The following is an 18873-nucleotide window of genomic DNA, read 5'->3' on the forward strand; positions in this document are numbered from 1 at the left end:
TCCGGTGTGACGGACGAGCGCGAGCGGTTGAGCTGGGACGATTTCGGAGCGGCGGCCCGCGACATCTCGCGAGCGATCGTGGCCGACGGGTTCCATCCCGAGGTCGTCGTCGCCATCGCCCGCGGCGGTCTGCTGCCCGGCGGCGCGATCGCGTACGGCCTCGGCGTCAAGAACTGCGGCGCGCTCAACGTGGAGTTCTACACCGGCGTGGGCACGGTGCTCGACGCTCCCGAGGTGCTGCCTCCCGCCCTGGACCTGTCGTACCTGAGCGGGCGTCGGGTGCTCCTCGTCGACGATGTCGCCGACAGCGGTCGCACCCTCGACCTCGCCGTGAAGCTCCTGGACCGGCACGGAGCCGAGGCTCGCTCCGCCGTGATCTACACGAAACCGTCCACGATCATCACGCCGGACTACTCCTGGAAGAACACCGACCTGTGGATCGACTTCCCCTGGTCGTTCCAGGGATCGGTGCACGAGGAAGACGCGGCGTGACGGCGAAGTCCCTCGCCGAACTCGCGGACGCGGGGCTCATCGACGCGTCGTGGGTCGAGCCGCTGGCCCCGGTCGCCGCGGACATCGCCGCCGTCGGCGAGCGGCTGCGCAGCGAGGGGAAGCCGTACCTGCCGGCCGGGGACCTCGTGCTGCGCGCATTCCGCACCCCCCTCGACGCGGTGCGCGTGCTCATCGTCGGTCAGGACCCGTATCCGACCCCGGGTCACCCGATCGGGCTGTCGTTCGCTGTCGATCCGCACGTGCGTCCGCTTCCGCGGAGCCTGTCGAACATCTACCGGGAGCTCTCCGACGACCTCGGCATCGCTCCCGCTGCGCACGGCGACCTCTCGGCCTGGTCGGCGCAGGGCGTCATGCTGCTGAACAGGGTGCTGACCGTGGCGCCGGGAGCCCCGGCATCCCACCGCGGATGGGGCTGGGAGCGCGTCACCGAACACGCGATCCGCACCCTGGCTGCTCGCGAGGCGCCGCTCGTGGCCGTGCTGTGGGGCCGGGATGCCATGAACCTGGCGCCGCTGCTCGGCGACACCGCGATCGTGTCGTCGCCGCATCCCTCGCCGTTGTCGGCGAGCCGCGGGTTCTTCGGCTCGAAGCCGTTCTCGCGCGTCAATTCGCTCCTGGAGAAGCAGGGCGCCCAGCCCGTGGACTGGCGTCTGCCGTCCTGACGTCGTCGCCGCGCGGCCCGGGGACACGTGGGGGAAACACCCTCGTGCGTAGAGTGGCGAGCGTGCTGGAAGAAGAGTACGAGAAGAGCCGTCGGCGCCTGCCCGCGCACCTGCGTCGTACGCCCGAGCCGGAGCGGCCGTTCTCGTACGAGATCCGTCCCGCGACCGAGGCGGACATCCCCGACATCCGCGAGATCTACAACTATTACGTGCGCAACTCCGTCGTGACCTTCGACGAGAAGGCCTGGTCGATCGCGAAGTGGCGCGACAAGTTCGCCACGCTGAAGCGACTGGGTCTTCCATTCCTCGTCGCGGAGTCGCCCAGTGGCCAGGTCCTCGGCTACGCCCTCGTGCAGCCGTGGCAGTCGAAGTCGGCGTACCGGTACACGGTCGAGAACTCGATCTACCTCGGTCAGGCGGCCGCGGGCAAGGGCCTCGGGCGCGCGCTGCTCGAGGCGCTCATCGCCGCGTGCCAGGATCTCGGCATCCGCGAGATGGTCGCCGCGATCAGCGACAAGGGTGCTGACGCGTCCATCGCCCTGCACGAGAAGCTGGGCTTCACCGAGGTGGGCCGCATGGGCCGGGTCGGCTTCAAGTTCGGCCGCTGGCTCGGCGTCGTCTACCTGCAGAAGAGCATCCCGTCGAAGAAGAAGAAGCGGAGGCTGTTCGGCTGACGCGGGTGTCGCTTCGCCGGAGGCCGCACACGCCGGGCGAAACTCCTGAGTTTTCGGGCCCGGATGCCATGCGCGGCGCCTTCGCGACGCTCAACGTGCGGTTCCTCAGGAGTTTCGCCCGCTCCGCCACGACGTGCCGGGCTCCGGAGATCATGGCCGCGGGTCTTGCGCCCCCGGCGAGGATACGGGCCAGGAGCGCGAGATGTCCGGAGCGCGGGACGAGGGTCTGGGCGGGACGACGGCCTTAGCGGGCGCGCCCGCGCGACCCCGGCGACGCGGCCTGGCGCACCTCGTCGACGAGCGAGCGCCAGGGGCCCTCGACCTGCGCATCGCTCAGACGCGCGCGGTGCACGGCGGTGTCGCCACGGTGCACCTCGATGCGCCACTGGTAGCGGTCGGCTCCCGAGGTCGGAACAGCCGGCGCGTCCCACGGGCAGCTCTCGACGAGCTCCCGCCAGTGCGGGGCGAGCTCGGGATCGGGCTCGGCGCGCCACTGTTTCGACAGGCCGGCGACGCCGCCGGAGCGCACGACGAGGATCGCGAAGCGCTCGTCGCTGTCAGCTCCCGGCATCCTCCTCGACGCCGACCCCGGCCCACGCGGCGCGGACGGCGGCGACCTCCTCCGACTCCTCACCGTACTCGCTGGCCGCGGTGACCAGGGTGGCCCGGGCGAACGCCGCGAAGTCGGCGGTGGAGGAGAGGGTTCCCGCCGTCAGGGTGCGATACCAGATGAGCCCCGCACGCTCCCACGCGAACCCCCCGAGCCGGGTGGCGACGAGGAAGAACGCCCGGTTGGGAATGCCCGAGTTGATGTGGACACCCCCGTTGTCGTCGTCGGTCTCGACGTAGTCGCGCATGTGGCCGGGCTGCGGGTCCTTACCGAGCACGTCGTCGTCGTAGGCGGTGCCCGGGGCCTTCATCGATCGCAGCGCCTCGCCCTGCACGGCCTCGGCGAAGATGCCGGCCCCGATCAGCCACGACGCCTCGTCGGCGCGCTCGCCGCGGTGGTGCTGCTCGGCGAGCGCCCCGAAGACATCGGACAGGGATTCGTTCAGCGCGCCCGACTGCCCCTGGTACTCGAGGCCCCCGGCGGCCTCGGTCACCCCGTGACCCAGTTCATGCGCGATGACGCTGAGCGACCGCGTGAACCCGACGAACACCTCGCCGTCGCCGTCGCCGAAGACCATGCGCTCGCCGTTCCAGAAGGCGTTGTCGTAGTCGTCGCCGAAGTGCACGGTCGCCAGCAGCGAGCCCCCGGCCGCGTCGATGCCGTCGCGCGAGAAGGCATCCCAGAAGAAGTCGTAGGTGGCACCGAGCCCGTCGTAGGCCTCGTCGACCGCGCTGTCGCCGGAGGGCGGCTCGTCTTCGCTGCGGACGCGCCGCCCGGGCAGGTTCTCGGTGTTCGCGGCGTCGGAGACGATCCGATCCGGTGCCGGGACCGCCTCGGCGACGAGCGCGTCGCCGTCGATCGACAGCCGGAGCCGCCGGCGCGTGGGCCGCGCCGGGCGCGGCATCGCGAGGGTCTTGCGCGCCGCGGCGGCCGCGCGCGCGAGGCGGGGATCGTCGGTCGAGGCGAGCCGATCGAGCAGGAACGGGGGAACGATGCCGGGGGTCATGCGCCGAGGCTAGCGTCGACCTCCGACATTGCGGCATCCCTTGTCCAGAGCCCCGGAATGCCTCCCGCGCGGCGGCATCACGCGTCCGGCGGGGCCATCGCGCGAAGAGCGGCGAAGTGCGCGTCGAAGACCGCGCGGCCGAGGGGCGTCAAACTCACCCGGGTCGTCCGGCGCTCGTCCGCCCGCTCGGGGGACGGCTGCTTCGTCGTGCTCACGTACCCGAGATCGACGAGAGCGCGAAGCGTCTTGGAGAGGTGCGCGTCGCTGAGGTCGAGCGCTGCTCGGACGTCGGCGAAATCCGCCTCGGCGAGCGGGCGCAGCATCGCACAGATCCGCAGCCTCGTCGGCGCGTGGATGGCTTCGTCGAACCGCGGTGCGACCGACGCAGCCCGCCCGTCGTCGGCAGGATCCCTCGCCATGGCGATCACCCGCGCGGCAGCGTCGGAACGGATGCCAGAAGCTGCCGCGTGTACGCCGCCTGGGGCTGCAGCAGCACCTTCTCGGTCGGTCCCTGTTCGACCACCCGGCCGTCCTTCATCACGACGACCTGGTCGCACACGTTCTGCACCACGCCGATGTCGTGCGAGACGAGCACGAGCGTCAGGTCCTGTTCGGCGCGCAAGCGCGCGAGGAGTCGGAGGATCTGCGCCCGCACGGTGACATCGAGAGCCGACAGCGGCTCGTCGCCCACGAGGATCCGCGGGCGGTGCACGATCGCCCGGGCGAGCGCGATGCGTTGACGTTGGCCGCCCGAGAACTCGTGCGGGAAGCGCGCCGCCATGTCGGCGTCGAGCCCGACCTGTTCCAGGACCTCCCGCACCCGCGCCCGGCGGTCGCCCTCGACACCGAGCGCCCACAGCGGCTCGCCGACGATGCGTCCGACGCTCATGCGCGGGTCGAGGGACGCGTACGGGTCCTGGAAGACGATCCCGGTCGCCCGTCGCAGCCAGTGCAGCGATCGCGCCGAGCCGCGCGCGTCGACGGGGCGACCGTCGACCTCGACGCTGCCGGCCGTGGGGACGTCGAGCCCCAGGAGCAGGCGCACGAGCGTCGACTTGCCCGACCCGGACTCGCCGATCACACCGACCGCCGAGCCGGCGCGTACCGACAGGTCGACGTCGTCGAGACCGATCGTGGGCTCCGGGCGGCGGAATCCCCGACGGGGCGCGGGATAGCTGCGCGTGAGCCCGCGTGCGTGGATGAGCGTCCCGGTCATGGCGTCTCCTCGTCCGTCTCGGCCTCGCCGCGCGAAGGCGGCAGGTCGGCCGGAGACGCCGGGGTCCCGGCATCCGTCCCCGCGATCTCCGGATGCCACAGCGTCGCCGCCGCGTCCCGCACGAGCGCCCGCGTGACCGGCGACGACGGCTCGCGCAGGAGGGCGGTGACCTCGCCCTCCTCGACGACCCGCCCCTGCTCCAGGACGACCGCGTGCGTGGCGACCTGGGCGAGGACCGCCAGGTCGTGGGTGATGAAGACGAGCGACATCCCGGCATCGTGGACCAGGGAGCGCAGGAGCGACAGGATGCCGGCCTGGATGGTCACATCGAGCGCGGTCGTGGGTTCGTCGGCGATGAGAAGCCGCGGTCGGCAGGCGAGCGCCATCGCGATCGCGACGCGCTGTCGCTGGCCCCCGGAGAGCTGGTGCGGATAGCGCGACACGAGACGCTCGGGCTCGGGGAGGGCGACCCGTTCCGCCTCGGTCACCGCCCGTCGCAGGGCCTCGCGGCGCGAGACGCCCTCATGGATACGGACCGATTCGCCGATCTGGCGCCCCACCGTGTGGAGGGGATTGAGCGCCGTGCGGGGCTCCTGGAAGACCATGCCGATGTCATCGCCGCGGAGGGCTGCGAGCTCGCGATCGGGCAGCCCGAGGATCTCGCGGTCATTCCAGCGGACGCTCCCGGTCGCGCGCGCGCCGTCGGGGAGCAGCCCGAGGATCGCGAGGGCGGTGAGCGACTTGCCCGAGCCCGACTCGCCGATCAGTCCCACCCGGGTGCCGTCGGGCACCTCGAACGACACGCCGTCGACCACGGCGCGTCCGCCGATCTCGATGCGCAGGTCCTCCACTCGGAGGCTCATGCGACCACCCCCGGCACGTGCGTGCGGGCGGTGGGCGCGCGTTGGGCGAGCGTGGGGTCGGCGGCCTCGCGCAGTGCGTCGCCGAGGAGATTCAAGCCCAGCACGGTGAGGGTGATCGCGAGCCCCGGCCAGACCACCGTCAGCGGATGCACCGCGATGTAGGCCTGCAGATCGCTGAGCAGCACGCCCCACGAGGGCTGGGTGATCGGGGCGCCGAAGCCGAGGTACGACAGTCCCGCCTCGGCGAGGACGGCAACCGCCATGCCCCAGGACAGCTGCACGATGAACACCGGGGCGACGTTCGGCAAGAGGTGTCGCGTCAGGTTCTGCCACGGGGTCAGCCCGCTCGCGCGCCCCGCGAGGACGAAGTCGCTGTGCAGCACGCGGCGCAGCTCCGGCCGGGTCACGCGCGCGATGTTGACGCCGAAACCGATCCCGACCGCCCAGATCACCACGGCCAGCGAGCCGCCCCAGACCGCCGAGATCATCATCGCGATGATGAGGACGGGGAAGGCGATGAGGATGTCCACCAGCACCGCGACGCTCTCGCGGATCCACCGCGCGGTGAGCGCACCGAGGGCGGCGAGGGTGATCCCGATCACCGAGGCGACGATTCCCGCACCGACGGCCACCAGGATCGTCGTGCGCGTTCCCGCCATGAGCAGACTCGCGATGTCGCGGCCGTTGTTGTCGGTGCCGAGGACGTGCGGCCACGAGGGATCGGCCCACCGCGCGCGGACGTCGACGGCGGCGGGATCGAACGGCGTCCACACGAGGGAGACGAGCGCGACCGCGACGAGCAGAACGACGATCAGGATGCCGAACCGACCGGTGCCGAGGCTCCACAGGCGTTTCAGGGTGCTCACGACGCCTCCCGCTGTCGAGGATCGATGACGCGGTGCAGCAGGTCGACCACGAACCCGACGATCAGGACGAATCCGGTCAGCGCGAGGAGCTCTCCCTGCACCTTCGGCAGGTCGCGGGCGGCGACGTCCGCCACGAGCATGCGTCCGATGCCGGGGAGGGTGAACAACTGCTCGACGACGACGGCGCCCACGATGATCCCCGCGATCTGCAGCCCGAGCACCGTGATGATCGACAGGCCCACGTTGGGCAGGCCGTGGCGCAGCAGAGCCCGCGTCTGGGTGAGACCTTTCGCCGCCGCGGTGCGCACGTAGTCCTGTCCGAGAGCCTGGAGTGTCGCGCTGCGGACGAACCGCAGCAGCATCGCCCCCTCGACGACGCCGATGGTCGCGGCCGGGAGGATGAGCGCCCGCAACGCCGCACCCGGGTCGTTCCACCCCGCGCGCGGGAACCCCTGCGGGGGCAGCCACCCGAGCCAGACGGCGAACACGACGACCAGCATCATGCCCGCCCACACCACCGGCACGGCCGCGAGCGCCTGCGCTCCGACGCTCAGCGCGGTTCCGCCCGCGCGGCGACGACCGAGGGCCGACAACACCCCGAACGGGATGCCGACGACGAGCGCCACGATCAGGGACATCGCCGCGAGGGGGAGCGTCACCTGAGCTTTGTCGACGAGCTCCGTGACGACGGGGGTGCCGGTGAGCAGGGAGGCGCCGAGGTCGCCGCGGAAGAGTCCGCCGATCCACTCGACGTACTGCTGCCACAGGGGGACGTTGAGCCCGAGGCTCTCGCGGAGCGCTGCGACCTGGTCGGGGCTCGCCTGGGTACCGCCGACGAGCTGTGCGACGTCACCGGGAAGGACCCGCAGCGAGACGAAGATCAGCGCGCTGGCCACGGCCAGGCCCAGCACGAGCAGGCCCAGCCGTGTCAGCGCGTAGCGGATCACTCCGACGAGACCGTCACGCCCGCCAGCGGCAGGCGCACGTTGAGGGAGTTCTTCGGGAAGTTCGACACGTTCGTGCCCACCGCGGTGCGCGGAGCCGACAGGAACAGCCAGTCGGCGGCATCCTGGTCGTCCACGATCCGAGCCGCCTCGGCGAGCAGGTCGGAGGACTGCTGCGCGTCGGTGGTCGCCAGCGACTGGGCGTAGAGGTTCTGCACCTCGGCGTTGTCGAAGCCGAAGTAGTACGTCGGGTCGGCCCAGTTGCCGAAGTCGCGCGCCTCGACGTGGCGCACGAAGCTCAGGTCGTAGTCGTGGTTCGTGTAGACATCGGTCAGCCACGTCGAGAAGTCGACCTGCTTCACCTGCAGCTTCACTCCCACGTCGGCGTACGACGCCACCAGGAACGTCGCCAGAGCGCCGGGGTACACGTTGGGGATCGTCAGCGTGAGGCTCAGGTTGTCGGCCCCGGCCTCCGCGAGGAGCTCGCGGGCCCGGTCGGGGTTGTACGAGATGCTGCCGGTGAGGTCTTCGTAGCCGGGGTCCAAAGGGGGGATCGGACCGTTCAGGGGCTGAGCGGTGATGAGGGTCTCGGCGAGGGCGTTGTGATCGACCGCGAGGCGGAGGGCCTCGCGTACCCGCTGGTCGGTGAGGGGAGCGCGCTGGTTGTTGAACGCGAGGATGCCCTTGTCGGTGGTCAGGCCCGACTCGATCGTGAAGTTCCCGGTCCCCTCGATCTGGCTCTGCAGCTCGGGGTCGATCTCGAGCGCGACATCGACGTCGCCGCTCACCGCGGCATTGTTGGCGGCGCTCTGGTCGGGGATGTAGTCGAGCACGACCTGCGCCACGCCCGCCTTCTCGCCCCAGTACCCGTCGTAGCGGGCGAGCGTCAGACTCTGGCCGGTGTTCCAGGTCTCGACGCGGAACGGGCCCGTGCCGTTCTCGGCCGTCTGGAGGGCCGTCGTGTCCCCGTTCTTGAAGATCAGGCCGGCGCGGCCCGTCAGCGCGAAGAGGAAGTCGATGTTCGGCTTCGCGAGCGTCACCACGACAGTGGACGCATCCGGCGAGGAGAAGGATGCCACGTTCGCCAGGTCGGTGCTGTTCTGGATCGTCGCGTCATCTTTCGCGGTCTGGAGCGAGGTGACGACGTCGTCGGCCGTGAGGGCGCTGCCGTCGTGGAAGGTCACCCCCTGGCGCAGGGCGAACGTGTAGGTCAGACCGTCGGGGGAGACGTTCCACTCGGTGGCCAGGGCGGGGACGATGGCGTTGTTCTGATCGCCGTCCCGGGTCACCAGGCCCTGGTAGACGTTGTCGACGAGGGCCTGCTCGAGGGCGGCTCCGCTCGTGTGGCGGATGTCGAGGTTCGACGGCTCGAGCGACAGGCGCACGGTCAGCGTGGCGTTCGGGTCGACGTCGCCGCTCGGGGCGGGGTCGTTGCCGGAGGCGGTGCACGAGGTGAGCAGGAGTGCTCCGATCAGGAGCGCGCTCGTAGCGAGGGCGGTGCGGCGCAGCATTGCGGGGATGTCCTTTCGCAGGCCGAGGCATCCGAGTGCTGTGGATGCGGTGCAGGGATGAAAACAGCCTACTTTCACCGGTATTCCCCGCACGCCGTTCGTGACACTGTGCGACGTCGACGGTGCGACGTCGACGGTGCGACGTCGCACAGCGCGAGGTCAGGCCCGCGAGGCGACCTCGCGCACGAGGGCGGCGAGACCGGCGGGATCCTCCTCCTGAGCGTTGTGGCCCGTCGTGAGCGTACGAACCTCGGCCGACCGCGCGCGCCGGACGAACTCGTCGGCGTCGTCCGCCGTGACGAATCCGCGCTCGCCGCGGATGAGGGTGAGAGGGGCGCTCACCTGGGCCAGGTCGTCCCAGCCCGTCGTCGCGAGCACCGCGCGCACGGCATCCGGGGTCGACGGATCCGCGCCCGCGTTCACCGCGGCCGCCGCGAGGTGGGCGAAGTGGTGCTTCCACTCGACGCGCCCGTCGGCGCGCACGCGCGAATTGTGGAAGACCCCGCGCTCCGCGGCGGCGCGGGAGCCGCCCAGCCCGAACGACAGAGCGCGATCGACGAGTTCGTCGCGCGAGGCCCAGTCGGTGGGGCCTGCGAAGAACGCGCGCAGCTGCGCGGGGCCGCCGCTCGGGTCGATGCCCGGGGTGATGTCGACGACGACGAGGTGCTCGACGAGGTCGGGACGGGATGCCGCGACCGCGGCGCCCGTGAGACCGCCGAGCGAGTGCCCCACGAGTGTCTGCGGTCCGGTCGTCCACGTCTCGATCGCCGTGACGACATCGGGCGCGAGGACGCGGGCGACGTAGGCCGCATCGTCGCGCCAGGAGGAGTCCCCGTGGCCGGGGAGATCGAGCGCGAGGGCCGGAAGACCGAGGTGCAGCAGGGTCGTGTCCCACGTGTGCGCGTTGAGTCCCGCGCCGTGCAGCAGCGTGATGGCCGGGGGAGCGTCACCCCACCGCAGGCCGCTGAGGGTGCGTCCGTCGGCGAGCGTGAGCTGAACACGCTCGACGCTCGGGGTCGGCCGCCCGATGTCGGCGGCTTGGGCGGGCAGGAACGAGAACTCGTCGACCTCGGGCATGGGGTCCACCCTCGCACCTCGCGCCCGAGCGCCGCCACCTCCTCCTCCGCGACGCATGCCGGACGCACACCACGAAGGCGACACAGGCAGGCGACAGACGGGGAAGGGGGCGCGGGGCCGCCGTAGGCTGTCGCCATGGGCGAGGAGAAGCGCGTACACCTGTCGAAGAAGGCGCCCGAGGCGTATGCGGCGCTGCGGTCGTTCTCGAGCACGGTCGGGCGGCTCGCCGCCGAGGCCGGGATCGACGCGCGGCTGCGCGAGATCGTGCAGATCCACGCCTCGCAGCTGAACGGATGCGCCTACTGCGTGCGCGTGCACGTCGACGCGGCGGTGAAGGCCGGTCTCGACGCCGATGTGATCGCGCAGATCGCGACCTGGCGAGAGTCCGGGGTGTTCGACGAGCGCGAGCGCGCGGCGCTCGAGGTCACCGAATCGTTCACCTTCATCCACGAGGACGGCATCTCCGACGAGGTCTACGACCGCGCCGGCGGCATCCTGAGCGAGGCGGAGTACGTCGCGCTCAGCTGGGTGCTCGTCGCGATCAACGCGTTCAACCGGGTGGCGATCGCCGGCCGGTACCCGGTGCCGCCGCGCGGCCCCGCCCCCGCGACCGCACCGCACGAGCACGGGGGCGAGAGCGCATGACCTCGCTGGTCTCGGGGGCGGCGAACTTCCGCGACGTCGGCGGTCTGCCGGCGGGGGAGGGGCGCACGCGCGAGGGCGTGCTGTTCCGCTCCGGCAACCTCGTCGCGGTCGACGACGCGGGGATCGACACCCTGCGCACCCTCGGCATCCGCCGGGTGATCGACCTGCGTGATGAGACCGAGGTGACCCACGCGCCGAGTCGCTTCGACGACCTCCCCGTCGAGGTGCAGCACGAACCGCTGTTCCTCGGTTCGGTCGACTCGTTCTTCGCACGCGATGTCAGCCTCGATGAGCTCTACGCCTCGATCGTCGACGAGTCCGCCGACCGGGTCGTGGCGGTGGTTCGCGGCATCCTGAGCGCTCAGCCAGTTCTCGTGCACTGCACGGTGGGCAAGGACCGCACGGGGGTGACCGTGGCGATCGCGCTCGCCGCGGCAGGGGTCGACCGCGATGCCGTGGTCGCCGACTACGCCCGCACCGAGGCCCTGCTGCCGCCGGAGCGAAATGCCGCCGTCCTGCGTGCGATCCGGGCTTTCCACCCCGAGAACGTGCACGCCGAGGCACTCGCGACCCGCTCTCCCGCGCCGGTGATGCGTACGCTCCTCGAGCGTCTCGATCGCGAGTACGGCTCGCCGGCGGGATACCTGCGCGCGCACGGCCTGAGCGAGGCCGAACTGCGGCGCCTGCGCGAGGTGCTCGTCTCCTGACGGGTCCTTCGACGTCACGATACTGAGCGAGAACTCAGGTTAGGCAACCCTTCTCTGCGGGTATAGTGGATGCCATCATGGCCCCTTCCACCGAGCACAACGACGCCGCCTGCCGCGCGTCGCGGCACACCCGCGTGCAGCACCTCGTGACCGCCGACGAGACTTCTCTCGTCGAGCTCGAGACACTGCTTGCGACGCTGCCGATCTGCTCGACGGGGCGCGTGTTCATCGAGGTCCCCGACGCGTCCTGGATCGGTCGCATCGCCGCCCCCGCCCGTATGACGCTGACCTGGCTCGACCGCTCGCGCCGGGGAGGTGCACCCGGCACCGGCCGCTGCTGCGCCTCCGGGGAAGCGCTCGCCCGAGCGGTGTCCGGCTGGGCCGGCGAGATGCTGTGCTGCGACGACGATGACACCCGCATCTTCCTGCTCGGCGGCTACCTCGGCACCGCCGAGATCGTCGACGACCTCGTGGTCCGTCACGGCGTCGACGCTCAGGCCATCCACACTCCCGAGCGTTTCGGTCTCGCGACCGCGCGCTGAGCGCGCCGCGCCACGGCCTCAGCTGCCGCGCGGCACGTAGTTTCCCTCGGCCAAACCGGCCTCGATCTCGAAGCGATTGCGCAGCGGATCGCGACCCGCGAGCGCATAGAGAACCGGCATGAGGAACCCGTAGCGCTGCCACTGCCGTCTGTGCACGGCCTCGTGACCGAGCACGGTGTCGGTCGGGCGATCGTCGCCGGTGAGGAAGCACCCGCCCACGCAGACGCCGCCGCGGGGGAACGCCCAGGAGGGCAGCCCCCGGAAGACCCAGAGCCCGTGGCGCTTCTCGACCCGGCCGGTGCTCCAGAGTGACCCCCACACCCATCCGACCGTGCAGCCGTACCAGTAGCCGACGCGGCTGATCGGGGAGTCGAGGAGGATGCCGGGAATCAACCGGTCCCACATCCGCCCGCGCGCGAGGGCCCGGTCCGCGCGCTCGCGCCACCCGGCCGGGGGCCGGGGGATCGTGCTCATGCCAGGGCTCCGATCAGCCGCAGGATCGTCCCGAGGTCGTCGACGGACGCGGCGGGCGACGACGGCGAGAACTCGGTGAGCGTCGCCCCCGCGAGCGGCAACCGCTCGCGCAGACGTCGAACGGATGCCACGACCTCGGCCGTCTGCGCGCCGAACGGTTCCGGCAGCGCGACGCCGGTGACCTCCGCCGGGTCGAGTACGTCGAGATCGATGTGGACGTACACGCGGGATGCCCCGGTCGCCACGACGGCCTCGGCGAGCACCTCAGGATCGGCCAGGTCGGCGGGGGCGATGACCCGCACGCCGTGCTCCTCGATGAAACGCCGCTCCTCGGCATCCAGAGCACGGGTTCCGGCGAGCACGATCCGCGCGGGGGCGATTCCGGGCTCGAGTCGGTGCAGGTCTTCGCCCTCGCCGGCGATCGCACGCAGGACCATGCCGTGGAACGCGCCGCTGGGGGAGGAGACCGGGGTGTTGAGGTCGGCGTGGGCGTCGATCCACACCACGGCGAGATCGTCGCCCGCGACGGCGGAGACGGAGCCGAGAGCCACGCCGCAGTCACCCCCCACGACGATGGCGGGCTCGCTGCCGGCGCGCACGGCGTCTTCGATGCGCTCTCGCATCCGCATCAGCGCGCTGAGGCGGTGCACGCCCGTTGCATGCGCGTCTCCGGCTTCCGGGACCGCGTCGAGGACCGTGGTCGAGGCCCGCGGCAGGTCGCCGGCGATCGCCTCGGCCCCGTCGATGAGCTGCATGGCGCGGGACGACGACGAGCCCTGCCACTGCGGAGCGACGATGAAACGCGCCATGGGTACCTCCGGGAGAGACGAGAGTGCACCGCCCGGGGAACCGGACGATGCACTCTCGGGACGGGTCAGACCTGGTCGGGGCTGGGCGCGTCGATGGCGGCGCGCTGGGGGCCGCCGACCTTGAGGGCCGCGAGGCGTGCCTCGACCTCGGTCAGCTCGCCCACGTCTTCGAGCGCGTTGAACTGCGCATCGATGCTGGATGCCGCCAGCTCCTGCTTGCCGGCGGCCAGAGCCTCCTGGCGGCGGATCTTGTCTTCGAATCGACCGAGCTCGCTGGTGGGGTCGAGGACGTCGATCGAGCGGACGGCGTCGTGCACCTTGTTCTGCGCCTCGGCGACCTTGGCGCGCGCGGTGAGCTCGTTGCGCTTGGCCTTCAGCTGCTCGAGCTTGGTCTTCATGCCGTTGAGGCCGTCTTTGAGCTTGTCGACGACCTCGGTCTGCGCGGCGATCGTCGGCTCGGCCGCCTTCGCCTCGCCCTCGGCGGTGATCTGACGCTGCAGGGCGATCTTGGCGAGGTTGTCGAACTTGTCGGCCTCGGCGATGTTCCCCGACGAGCGCAGTTCGTCGCCCTTGCGGCTCGCAGCAAGGGCCTTGTTGCCCCACTCCGCCGCGGCCTGGCGGTCTTCCTGGTGGTCGCGCTCGAGGAGGCGCAGGTTGCCGATGGTCTCGGCGATGGCCGACTCCGCGTCGGCGATCGAGTTGGAGTAGTCGCGGACGAGCTGATCCAGCATCTTCTGCGGGTCCTCGGCCTGGTCGAGAAGCGCGTTGATGTTCGCGCGAACGAGGGTGGTCATGCGACCGAAGATGGACTGCTTGGCCATGCGGGGGTTCCTTCCTAAGGCGACGATGTCGAGTCTGGTGTCGAATGCTACGAATTCTCTGTGACGGCCGGGAATGGCTTGCGACGGCGGATCAGAAGCGACCACCTCCGCGGCGCGACCGGCCGCCGCCGCTGCTGCGCGAGCCGCCCGAGCGCATACCGCCGCCCCCCGAGCGCGACCGCGATCCGCCGGAACGGCTACCGGAACCGCCGCCGGAACCGCCGCCGAACCCGCCGCCGAAACTCCCGCCGAACCCGCCGCCGAAGCCCCCGCGTGGCCGTGACCCTCCGCCGAGGAGAGAGTTGACGGCGATGCCGCCCAGGATCGCTCCCAGCATGTCGGTGCCACCACCCGACGCGCCGCCGAAGCCCCCGACGTCGTTCTGCGCGAGAGAACCGGCTTCGCTCGAGAGGTGCACGGCGCGCTGCGCGAGCGTCAGCGCCGCCGCGGGATCGCTCGCGCGCAGCTGCTCGGCCTGGACGAGCGCCGCTCCGGCCTCGGCCAAGCGGGTGCGGGCCGTGGGCCCGACCGCTCCTCGCCGCGCGGCGATGAAGCTCTCGGTCGACGAGACCTGCGCCCGGGCTTGGACGAGGGCGCTGTCGAGCTGCGAGGCGGCGCGCCGCTGCTGCTCCGCCTCGTCGCGCGCGGCGGCGAGCACCGCGTCGATCGTGGCGTTGGCCTGCTCGAGGGTCGCGAGCGCGGCGAGCGGATCCGACCTCTCGCCGCCGAGCGACGCGCGCGCGGTGTTGCGCTGGGCGGTCGCCGCGGCCACCGCCCCCGCGATCCGGCCGTCCGGGTCGGGGAGCGCGCCGGCCGCGGCGATGTCGCCGTCGATCTCGGCGGCGAGATCGGTCGAGCGGCGCTCCGCCGTGGTGAGGTCGGCGGCGAGGGTCGAGATCGCTTTCTCGAGGGTCTCGGCCTGGCTCACGGCCGCCTGGCTCGCGCGCAGAGCGACAGCGGCGTCCCCGCGTTCCCCCGCGGCGAGAGCCGTCGAGGCCTCCGCCATCTGCTGCGCCGCCAGGTCGAGGCGGGCTCGGGCCTGCGTCGCGTTGTCCGACACGGGGGCGAGGGCGCTGTCGGCGTAACGCTGCCGCAGCCGCCCGAGTTCGGCGTCTGCCCCGGCAAGGGCCGCCGCCGCGGCGGCGTGCTGGTGCTGCACGCGAGCGAGAGCCTCGGGCGCCTCGGCCTCGAGGGCCCGGAGCTCGTCGAACGCCGCGGCCTTGGCATCCAGCGCGTCATCGGCGGAGGCGCACAGGCGAAGGATCTCGGTGTATCCGGCGCGACGCTGTTCGGGGGTCTCGGCCGTCTCGTCGTCGAGTTGCTGCGAAAGGGTGAAAGCCCGATCCAGGTCGGCCTTCGCCTTCGCCAGGACGTCGACGAACGGCGCGGCCGCTTCGTCGCCGAATTGGGCGCGCGCGAACCCGAGCTCTTGTTCGCTGTTCTTGATCGCGTCGTCGGTTGCGACGAGCGCCGATCCCGCGCGACGGGCGAGATCGTCGATGTCTTCGATCGGGGCGGCGGAGCCCCCGGATGCCGCTCGCCGACGGCGCAGCCCGAACCACAGCAGGCCGCCCACGATGCCCAGCGCGAGGAGCACCAGGAGCACGATGAGACCGAAATCAGGACCGCTGCCCGCGGGCGTCGGTGGCGGGGGAGCGGGGGCCGCGCGCTCGGCGGCAGTGAGGCCGTCCGCGGCCTTCACGGCCGCGCCCGCCCAGTCGCCGCTCGCGAGCGCCGGCTGCACGAGATTCTGCTCGATGTCGGCCAGCTGGGTCGAGGTCAGGGCACCGTCGTCGACGTCTCCCGAGAGGTAGTACGCGCGGCCGGTCACCGACACGGCGAGCAGGTACTGATGGGGGCCGAGGCTGTTGCGGTTCGCCGTCTCGTTGGCCCAGTCCGCGGCGGCTTCGGGCTCGGTGAACTCGTCGACGTACGCGACCCACATGTCGAAGCCGGTGTCGTTGGTGAGGCGCACGAGACGCGACTGCACCTCGGCCTCTTGCGCGTTGGTCAGCACGTCGGCCTGATCGAGGACGAAGCTCGACCCCAGCGCGGGCGGCGGCACGGCCGCGGCGGACAGCGGCCACCCGAGCACCCCGGCGACCAGCACGAGCAGAGCCACCGTCGCTCTTGCGGCACTGGGCTTTCGCATCCCTCCCCCTTCGGCAGCCGGACCCGACCACTCTATAAACGACCTCCGACACCGGGGTAGGAGCGGCGCGTCCGCTCTCCGCGCACGGGAGCCCCGCATAGGCTCGGACGCTCGGAGGTACAGCACCATGGACGACCGTTACGGCACCGACGTGCTCGCGCGCGGCTGGCGCGACGCCGGACGCATCACGCCCGCTGAGGTGGCGGCATCCGTCGATCTCGTGGTCGAGGTCGCGGGCACCGACTACGTCGGCGCGGTGACCCGCATCGAGGGGATGAACGTCGAGCTCGAGGACCGCTTCGGCAAGCGCCGGCTCTTCCCCCTCGGCGGTGGCTTCCTCGTCGACGGCAAGCCGATCGTCCTGAAGGCTCCGGCCGCCGCGGCGAAGGGGCGTACGCGCACGGCCTCCGGCTCGTTCGCGGTCGAGGACCAGCGCGCGCGCACCGCCCGCGCGAGCCGCATCTTCGTCGAGGGCAAGCACGACGCCGAGCTCGTCGAGAAGGTCTGGGGTGCCGACCTGCGCGCCGAGGGCGTCGTCGTGGAGTTCCTCGAGGGCGTCGACCTGCTCGAAGAGAAGCTGGATGCCGAGCCCCCCACCGCCGAGCGACGCTACGGCGTGCTTGTGGACCACCTCGTGCCGAACTCGAAGGAGTCGCGCATCGCCGAGAAGATCGCGCGCGGCCGGCACGGCGCCCACGTGCGCATCGTCGGCCACCCCTTCGTCGACGTGTGGCAGTGCGTCACCCCGCGCGCCCTCGGCATCGCCGCGTGGCCCGAGGTGCCCCGCGGCATCGAGTGGAAGGTCGGCGTCTGCCGCGCCCTCGGCTGGCCCGCCGAGGAGCAGGCCGACACGGCCCGCGCGTGGCAGCACATCCTGTCGAAGGTCACCACGTTTCGCGACCTCGAACCGGCCCTGCTCGGCCGCGTCGAGGAGCTCATCGACTTCGTGACGGTCCCGTGAGCGGCCGCAAGCGCGCCCTCTCGCGCGAGTCGCCAGAATCTGTCGCTTCCGCATCGGCGAAGCGACAAGAAATGGCGAGTCACGCGGCGGATAGCCTGGAAGACATGGATGCCGCCGCCCCCGTGTTCCGCGACAAGCCGGTGTCGTTCGTCCGGCGCAGCGGCCGCATGTCCGAGGCGCAGGACCGCGCCTGGTCAGAGCTGTCGCCGTTCTACCTGCTGCCGGTCGAGCGCGCCGCGGCCGCGACGAGCGTGAAGGCCGGAACCGCGATCGACCCCGCGGCCGTGTACGGCCGCGCGGCGCGGCTCGTCGTCGAGATCGGCTCGGGGCAGGGGCACCAGATCGTCTCGGCCGCCGCCGCCGACCCCGACACCGACTTCCTCGCCGTCGAGGTCTTCACCGCGGGTCTGGCCCGCACGATGCTCGACGCCGATCGCGAGGGCGTGAAGAACCTGCGACTGGTCGAGGCGAACGCGCCGGAGGCGCTCGAGCACCTGCTGCCCGCGGCATCCGTCGACGAACTGTGGGTGTTCTTCCCCGACCCCTGGCACAAGAACAAGCACACCAAACGCCGTCTCGTCGCCCCCGACTTCGCGCGCATCGCGGCCCAAGCGCTCCGCCCCGGCGGCACCCTGCGCCTCGCGACCGACTGGCAGGACTACGCCGATCAGATGCGCGACGTCCTCGACGCCGCCCCCGGCTTCGAGCGGGCGTTCGCGGGGGAGTGGGCCGAGCGCTTCGAGGGGCGCGTGCTCACCGCGTTCGAGCGCAAAGGTCTGCGCGTCGGCCGCGACATCCGCGACCTGACGTACACGCGGGTATCGCCGTGACCGCGCACACCGCGGTGCCGGTGCGCGAGCGTTCCACGTGGACGCCGAAGCTCATCCCGGCGCTCGCGGTGTGCCTCGCCGCCCCGGTGCTGTTCGTCGTTCAGATCGTGTGGCTCGGGTGGATCCTGCTCGCCCTCGCCGTGGCATCCGCCGTTCTCGTCGATCGCCGCAACGGCGTCGCCCTCGCCCGCTCCGACGAGCCGAGCATCGCCCGCGACATCTCGCTCGTCGCTGCGGGTCAGTTCATCGTCAGTCTCATCCCGCTGCACGCCGAGCTCGACGACGCGGCCTTCGTGCGGTTCACGCTCGCCCTCGGCGGGGCGGTCGTCGTGCCGTACGCGATCTCGCGCTTCGTCTACCGGGATCGTGCGATCTCGTTCCCCTGGCGCGGCGGCGGACGCTGGACCTGGTGGCAGTGGGCGTGGCTGGCGGGCGTCATCGTGCTCGGCTACCTGATCCTGCCGTTCTACTTCATCACCTCCGGCGTCTACACGAACTGGCCCGAGGTGACCACCCCCGACCTCATCGCCCGCCTCTTCGTGGGGGTCGGTGCGGTGGGCATCTGGGACGAGCTCTTCTTCATCTGCACGGTCTTCGTCCTGCTCCGCCGCCACTTCCCCGATCTGACCGCCAACCTGCTGCAGGCGGTCGTGTTCGTGTCGTTCCTGTGGGAGCTCGGCTATCAGGCCTGGGGGCCGTTCCTGACGGTGCCGTTCGCGATCGTGCAGGGCTTCCTCTTCCTCAAGACGCGCTCGCTCTGGTACGTCGTGACGGTGCACCTGCTCTTCGACGCGGTCGTCTTCGGCGTGCTCGTGCACGCGCACAACCCCGGCGCGGCATCCGTCTTCCTCCTCTGATCCCGGATGCCGAGCCCCGGCGATCCGTACGTGTCGGCGGCGCTGCCCCGGCGCTCCGCACGTGTCGCCGCCGCTGCCCCGGCGCTCCGTACGCGTCGCCGCCGCTGCACCGACGCTCCGCACGTGTCGCCGC

22 protein-coding genes are annotated in these 18873 nt (G+C 71.6%); 9 read left to right on the forward strand and 13 right to left on the reverse strand.

Annotated features, from left to right (window positions below; translation table 11 throughout):
* Nucleotides 1-6 precede the first annotated feature (6 nt).
* The 3 genes from NS220_RS15355 to NS220_RS15365 all read left to right on the forward strand — a co-directional run bounded on the left by NS220_RS15355 (nucleotide 7) and on the right by NS220_RS15365 (nucleotide 1849).
* Nucleotides 7-492: a phosphoribosyltransferase gene (locus tag NS220_RS15355; protein WP_058624893.1), complete on the forward strand. Its 486-nt coding sequence runs from the start codon at nucleotides 7-9 to the stop codon at nucleotides 490-492.
* Entirely contained in the window at nucleotides 489-1175 is a 687-nt protein-coding gene (locus NS220_RS15360) for a uracil-DNA glycosylase (RefSeq protein WP_058624894.1), read from the forward strand. The genes NS220_RS15355 and NS220_RS15360 overlap by 4 nt, the downstream gene beginning before the upstream one ends.
* A 62-nt stretch (nucleotides 1176-1237) precedes the next feature.
* A complete protein-coding gene (locus NS220_RS15365; RefSeq protein WP_058624910.1) occupies nucleotides 1238-1849 on the forward strand; it encodes a GNAT family N-acetyltransferase in 612 nt (203 codons plus the stop codon).
* 244 nt (nucleotides 1850-2093) lie between these two features.
* Here NS220_RS15365 and NS220_RS15370 read toward each other — a convergent pair whose 3' ends face one another.
* The 9 genes from NS220_RS15370 to NS220_RS15410 all read right to left on the reverse strand — a co-directional run bounded on the left by NS220_RS15370 (nucleotide 2094) and on the right by NS220_RS15410 (nucleotide 9942).
* Entirely contained in the window at nucleotides 2094-2420 is a 327-nt protein-coding gene (locus NS220_RS15370; RefSeq protein WP_058624895.1) for a protealysin inhibitor emfourin, read from the reverse strand.
* A complete protein-coding gene (locus NS220_RS15375) occupies nucleotides 2407-3465 on the reverse strand; it encodes a M4 family metallopeptidase (protein ID WP_058624896.1) in 1059 nt (352 codons plus the stop codon). Before NS220_RS15375 ends, NS220_RS15370 begins: the two co-directional genes overlap by 14 nt.
* Nucleotides 3466-3542: 77 nt before the next feature.
* A complete protein-coding gene (locus NS220_RS15380) occupies nucleotides 3543-3884 on the reverse strand; it encodes a transcriptional regulator (protein WP_058624911.1) in 342 nt (113 codons plus the stop codon).
* Nucleotides 3885-3889: 5 nt separating this feature from the next.
* Nucleotides 3890-4681 carry an ATP-binding cassette domain-containing protein gene (locus NS220_RS15385; protein ID WP_193755391.1) on the reverse strand — a complete coding sequence of 264 codons (792 nt, stop codon included), beginning with the start codon at nucleotides 4679-4681 and terminating at the stop codon, nucleotides 3890-3892.
* A complete protein-coding gene (locus NS220_RS15390; protein WP_058624897.1) occupies nucleotides 4678-5544 on the reverse strand; it encodes an ATP-binding cassette domain-containing protein in 867 nt (288 codons plus the stop codon). The genes NS220_RS15385 and NS220_RS15390 overlap by 4 nt, the downstream gene beginning before the upstream one ends.
* Nucleotides 5541-6410, reverse strand: coding sequence for an ABC transporter permease (locus NS220_RS15395; protein WP_058624898.1), 870 nt, complete (start codon nucleotides 6408-6410; stop codon nucleotides 5541-5543). Before NS220_RS15395 ends, NS220_RS15390 begins: the two co-directional genes overlap by 4 nt.
* Nucleotides 6407-7357, reverse strand: a complete 951-nt coding sequence (locus NS220_RS15400) for an ABC transporter permease (RefSeq protein WP_058624899.1) — start codon at nucleotides 7355-7357, stop codon at nucleotides 6407-6409. The genes NS220_RS15395 and NS220_RS15400 overlap by 4 nt, the downstream gene beginning before the upstream one ends.
* Nucleotides 7354-8865, reverse strand: coding sequence for an ABC transporter substrate-binding protein (locus NS220_RS15405; protein WP_058624900.1), 1512 nt, complete (start codon nucleotides 8863-8865; stop codon nucleotides 7354-7356). The genes NS220_RS15400 and NS220_RS15405 overlap by 4 nt, the downstream gene beginning before the upstream one ends.
* Before the next feature lie 159 nt (nucleotides 8866-9024).
* Nucleotides 9025-9942: an alpha/beta fold hydrolase gene (locus NS220_RS15410; RefSeq protein ID WP_058624901.1), complete on the reverse strand. Its 918-nt coding sequence runs from the start codon at nucleotides 9940-9942 to the stop codon at nucleotides 9025-9027.
* Nucleotides 9943-10077: 135 nt separating this feature from the next.
* Between NS220_RS15410 and NS220_RS15415 the strand changes: the two genes are divergently transcribed.
* From NS220_RS15415 to NS220_RS15425, 3 genes are all read left to right on the forward strand, one after another.
* On the forward strand, nucleotides 10078-10587 hold the full coding sequence (locus NS220_RS15415) for a carboxymuconolactone decarboxylase family protein (protein ID WP_058624902.1): 510 nt from the start codon (nucleotides 10078-10080) through the stop codon (nucleotides 10585-10587).
* Nucleotides 10584-11294, forward strand: coding sequence for a tyrosine-protein phosphatase (locus tag NS220_RS15420; RefSeq protein WP_058624903.1), 711 nt, complete (start codon nucleotides 10584-10586; stop codon nucleotides 11292-11294). Before NS220_RS15415 ends, NS220_RS15420 begins: the two co-directional genes overlap by 4 nt.
* 77 nt (nucleotides 11295-11371) lie before the next feature.
* Nucleotides 11372-11836, forward strand: coding sequence for an SIP domain-containing protein (locus tag NS220_RS15425; RefSeq protein ID WP_058624913.1), 465 nt, complete (start codon nucleotides 11372-11374; stop codon nucleotides 11834-11836).
* An 18-nt stretch (nucleotides 11837-11854) separates the two neighbouring features.
* Here NS220_RS15425 and NS220_RS15430 read toward each other — a convergent pair whose 3' ends face one another.
* The 4 genes from NS220_RS15430 to NS220_RS20745 form a co-directional block, all read right to left on the reverse strand.
* On the reverse strand, nucleotides 11855-12310 hold the full coding sequence (locus tag NS220_RS15430; protein WP_058624904.1) for a hypothetical protein: 456 nt from the start codon (nucleotides 12308-12310) through the stop codon (nucleotides 11855-11857).
* Nucleotides 12307-13119, reverse strand: coding sequence for an arginase family protein (locus NS220_RS15435; RefSeq protein WP_058624905.1), 813 nt, complete (start codon nucleotides 13117-13119; stop codon nucleotides 12307-12309). Before NS220_RS15435 ends, NS220_RS15430 begins: the two co-directional genes overlap by 4 nt.
* Nucleotides 13120-13184: 65 nt before the next feature.
* Complete coding sequence (locus NS220_RS15440; protein WP_058624906.1) at nucleotides 13185-13940, reverse strand: PspA/IM30 family protein; 756 nt, start codon at nucleotides 13938-13940, stop codon at nucleotides 13185-13187.
* A gap of 91 nt (nucleotides 13941-14031) precedes the next feature.
* Nucleotides 14032-16092 (reverse strand): TPM domain-containing protein, encoded by a 2061-nt coding sequence (locus tag NS220_RS20745; RefSeq protein ID WP_058624907.1) that lies wholly within the window; start codon nucleotides 16090-16092, stop codon nucleotides 14032-14034.
* A gap of 127 nt (nucleotides 16093-16219) precedes the next feature.
* Between NS220_RS20745 and NS220_RS15450 the strand changes: the two genes are divergently transcribed.
* From NS220_RS15450 to NS220_RS15460, 3 genes are all read left to right on the forward strand, one after another.
* Nucleotides 16220-17053: a DUF3097 domain-containing protein gene (locus tag NS220_RS15450; protein WP_058624908.1), complete on the forward strand. Its 834-nt coding sequence runs from the start codon at nucleotides 16220-16222 to the stop codon at nucleotides 17051-17053.
* A gap of 104 nt (nucleotides 17054-17157) precedes the next feature.
* A complete protein-coding gene (trmB, locus tag NS220_RS15455) occupies nucleotides 17158-17883 on the forward strand; it encodes a tRNA (guanosine(46)-N7)-methyltransferase TrmB (RefSeq protein WP_058624909.1) in 726 nt (241 codons plus the stop codon).
* Nucleotides 17880-18740 (forward strand): CPBP family intramembrane glutamic endopeptidase, encoded by an 861-nt coding sequence (locus tag NS220_RS15460; RefSeq protein ID WP_193755392.1) that lies wholly within the window; start codon nucleotides 17880-17882, stop codon nucleotides 18738-18740. The genes trmB and NS220_RS15460 overlap by 4 nt, the downstream gene beginning before the upstream one ends.
* Nucleotides 18741-18873 lie beyond the last annotated feature (133 nt).

This window comes from Microbacterium testaceum (assembly GCF_001476655.1).
Lineage (GTDB): Bacteria > Actinomycetota > Actinomycetes > Actinomycetales > Microbacteriaceae > Microbacterium > Microbacterium testaceum_C.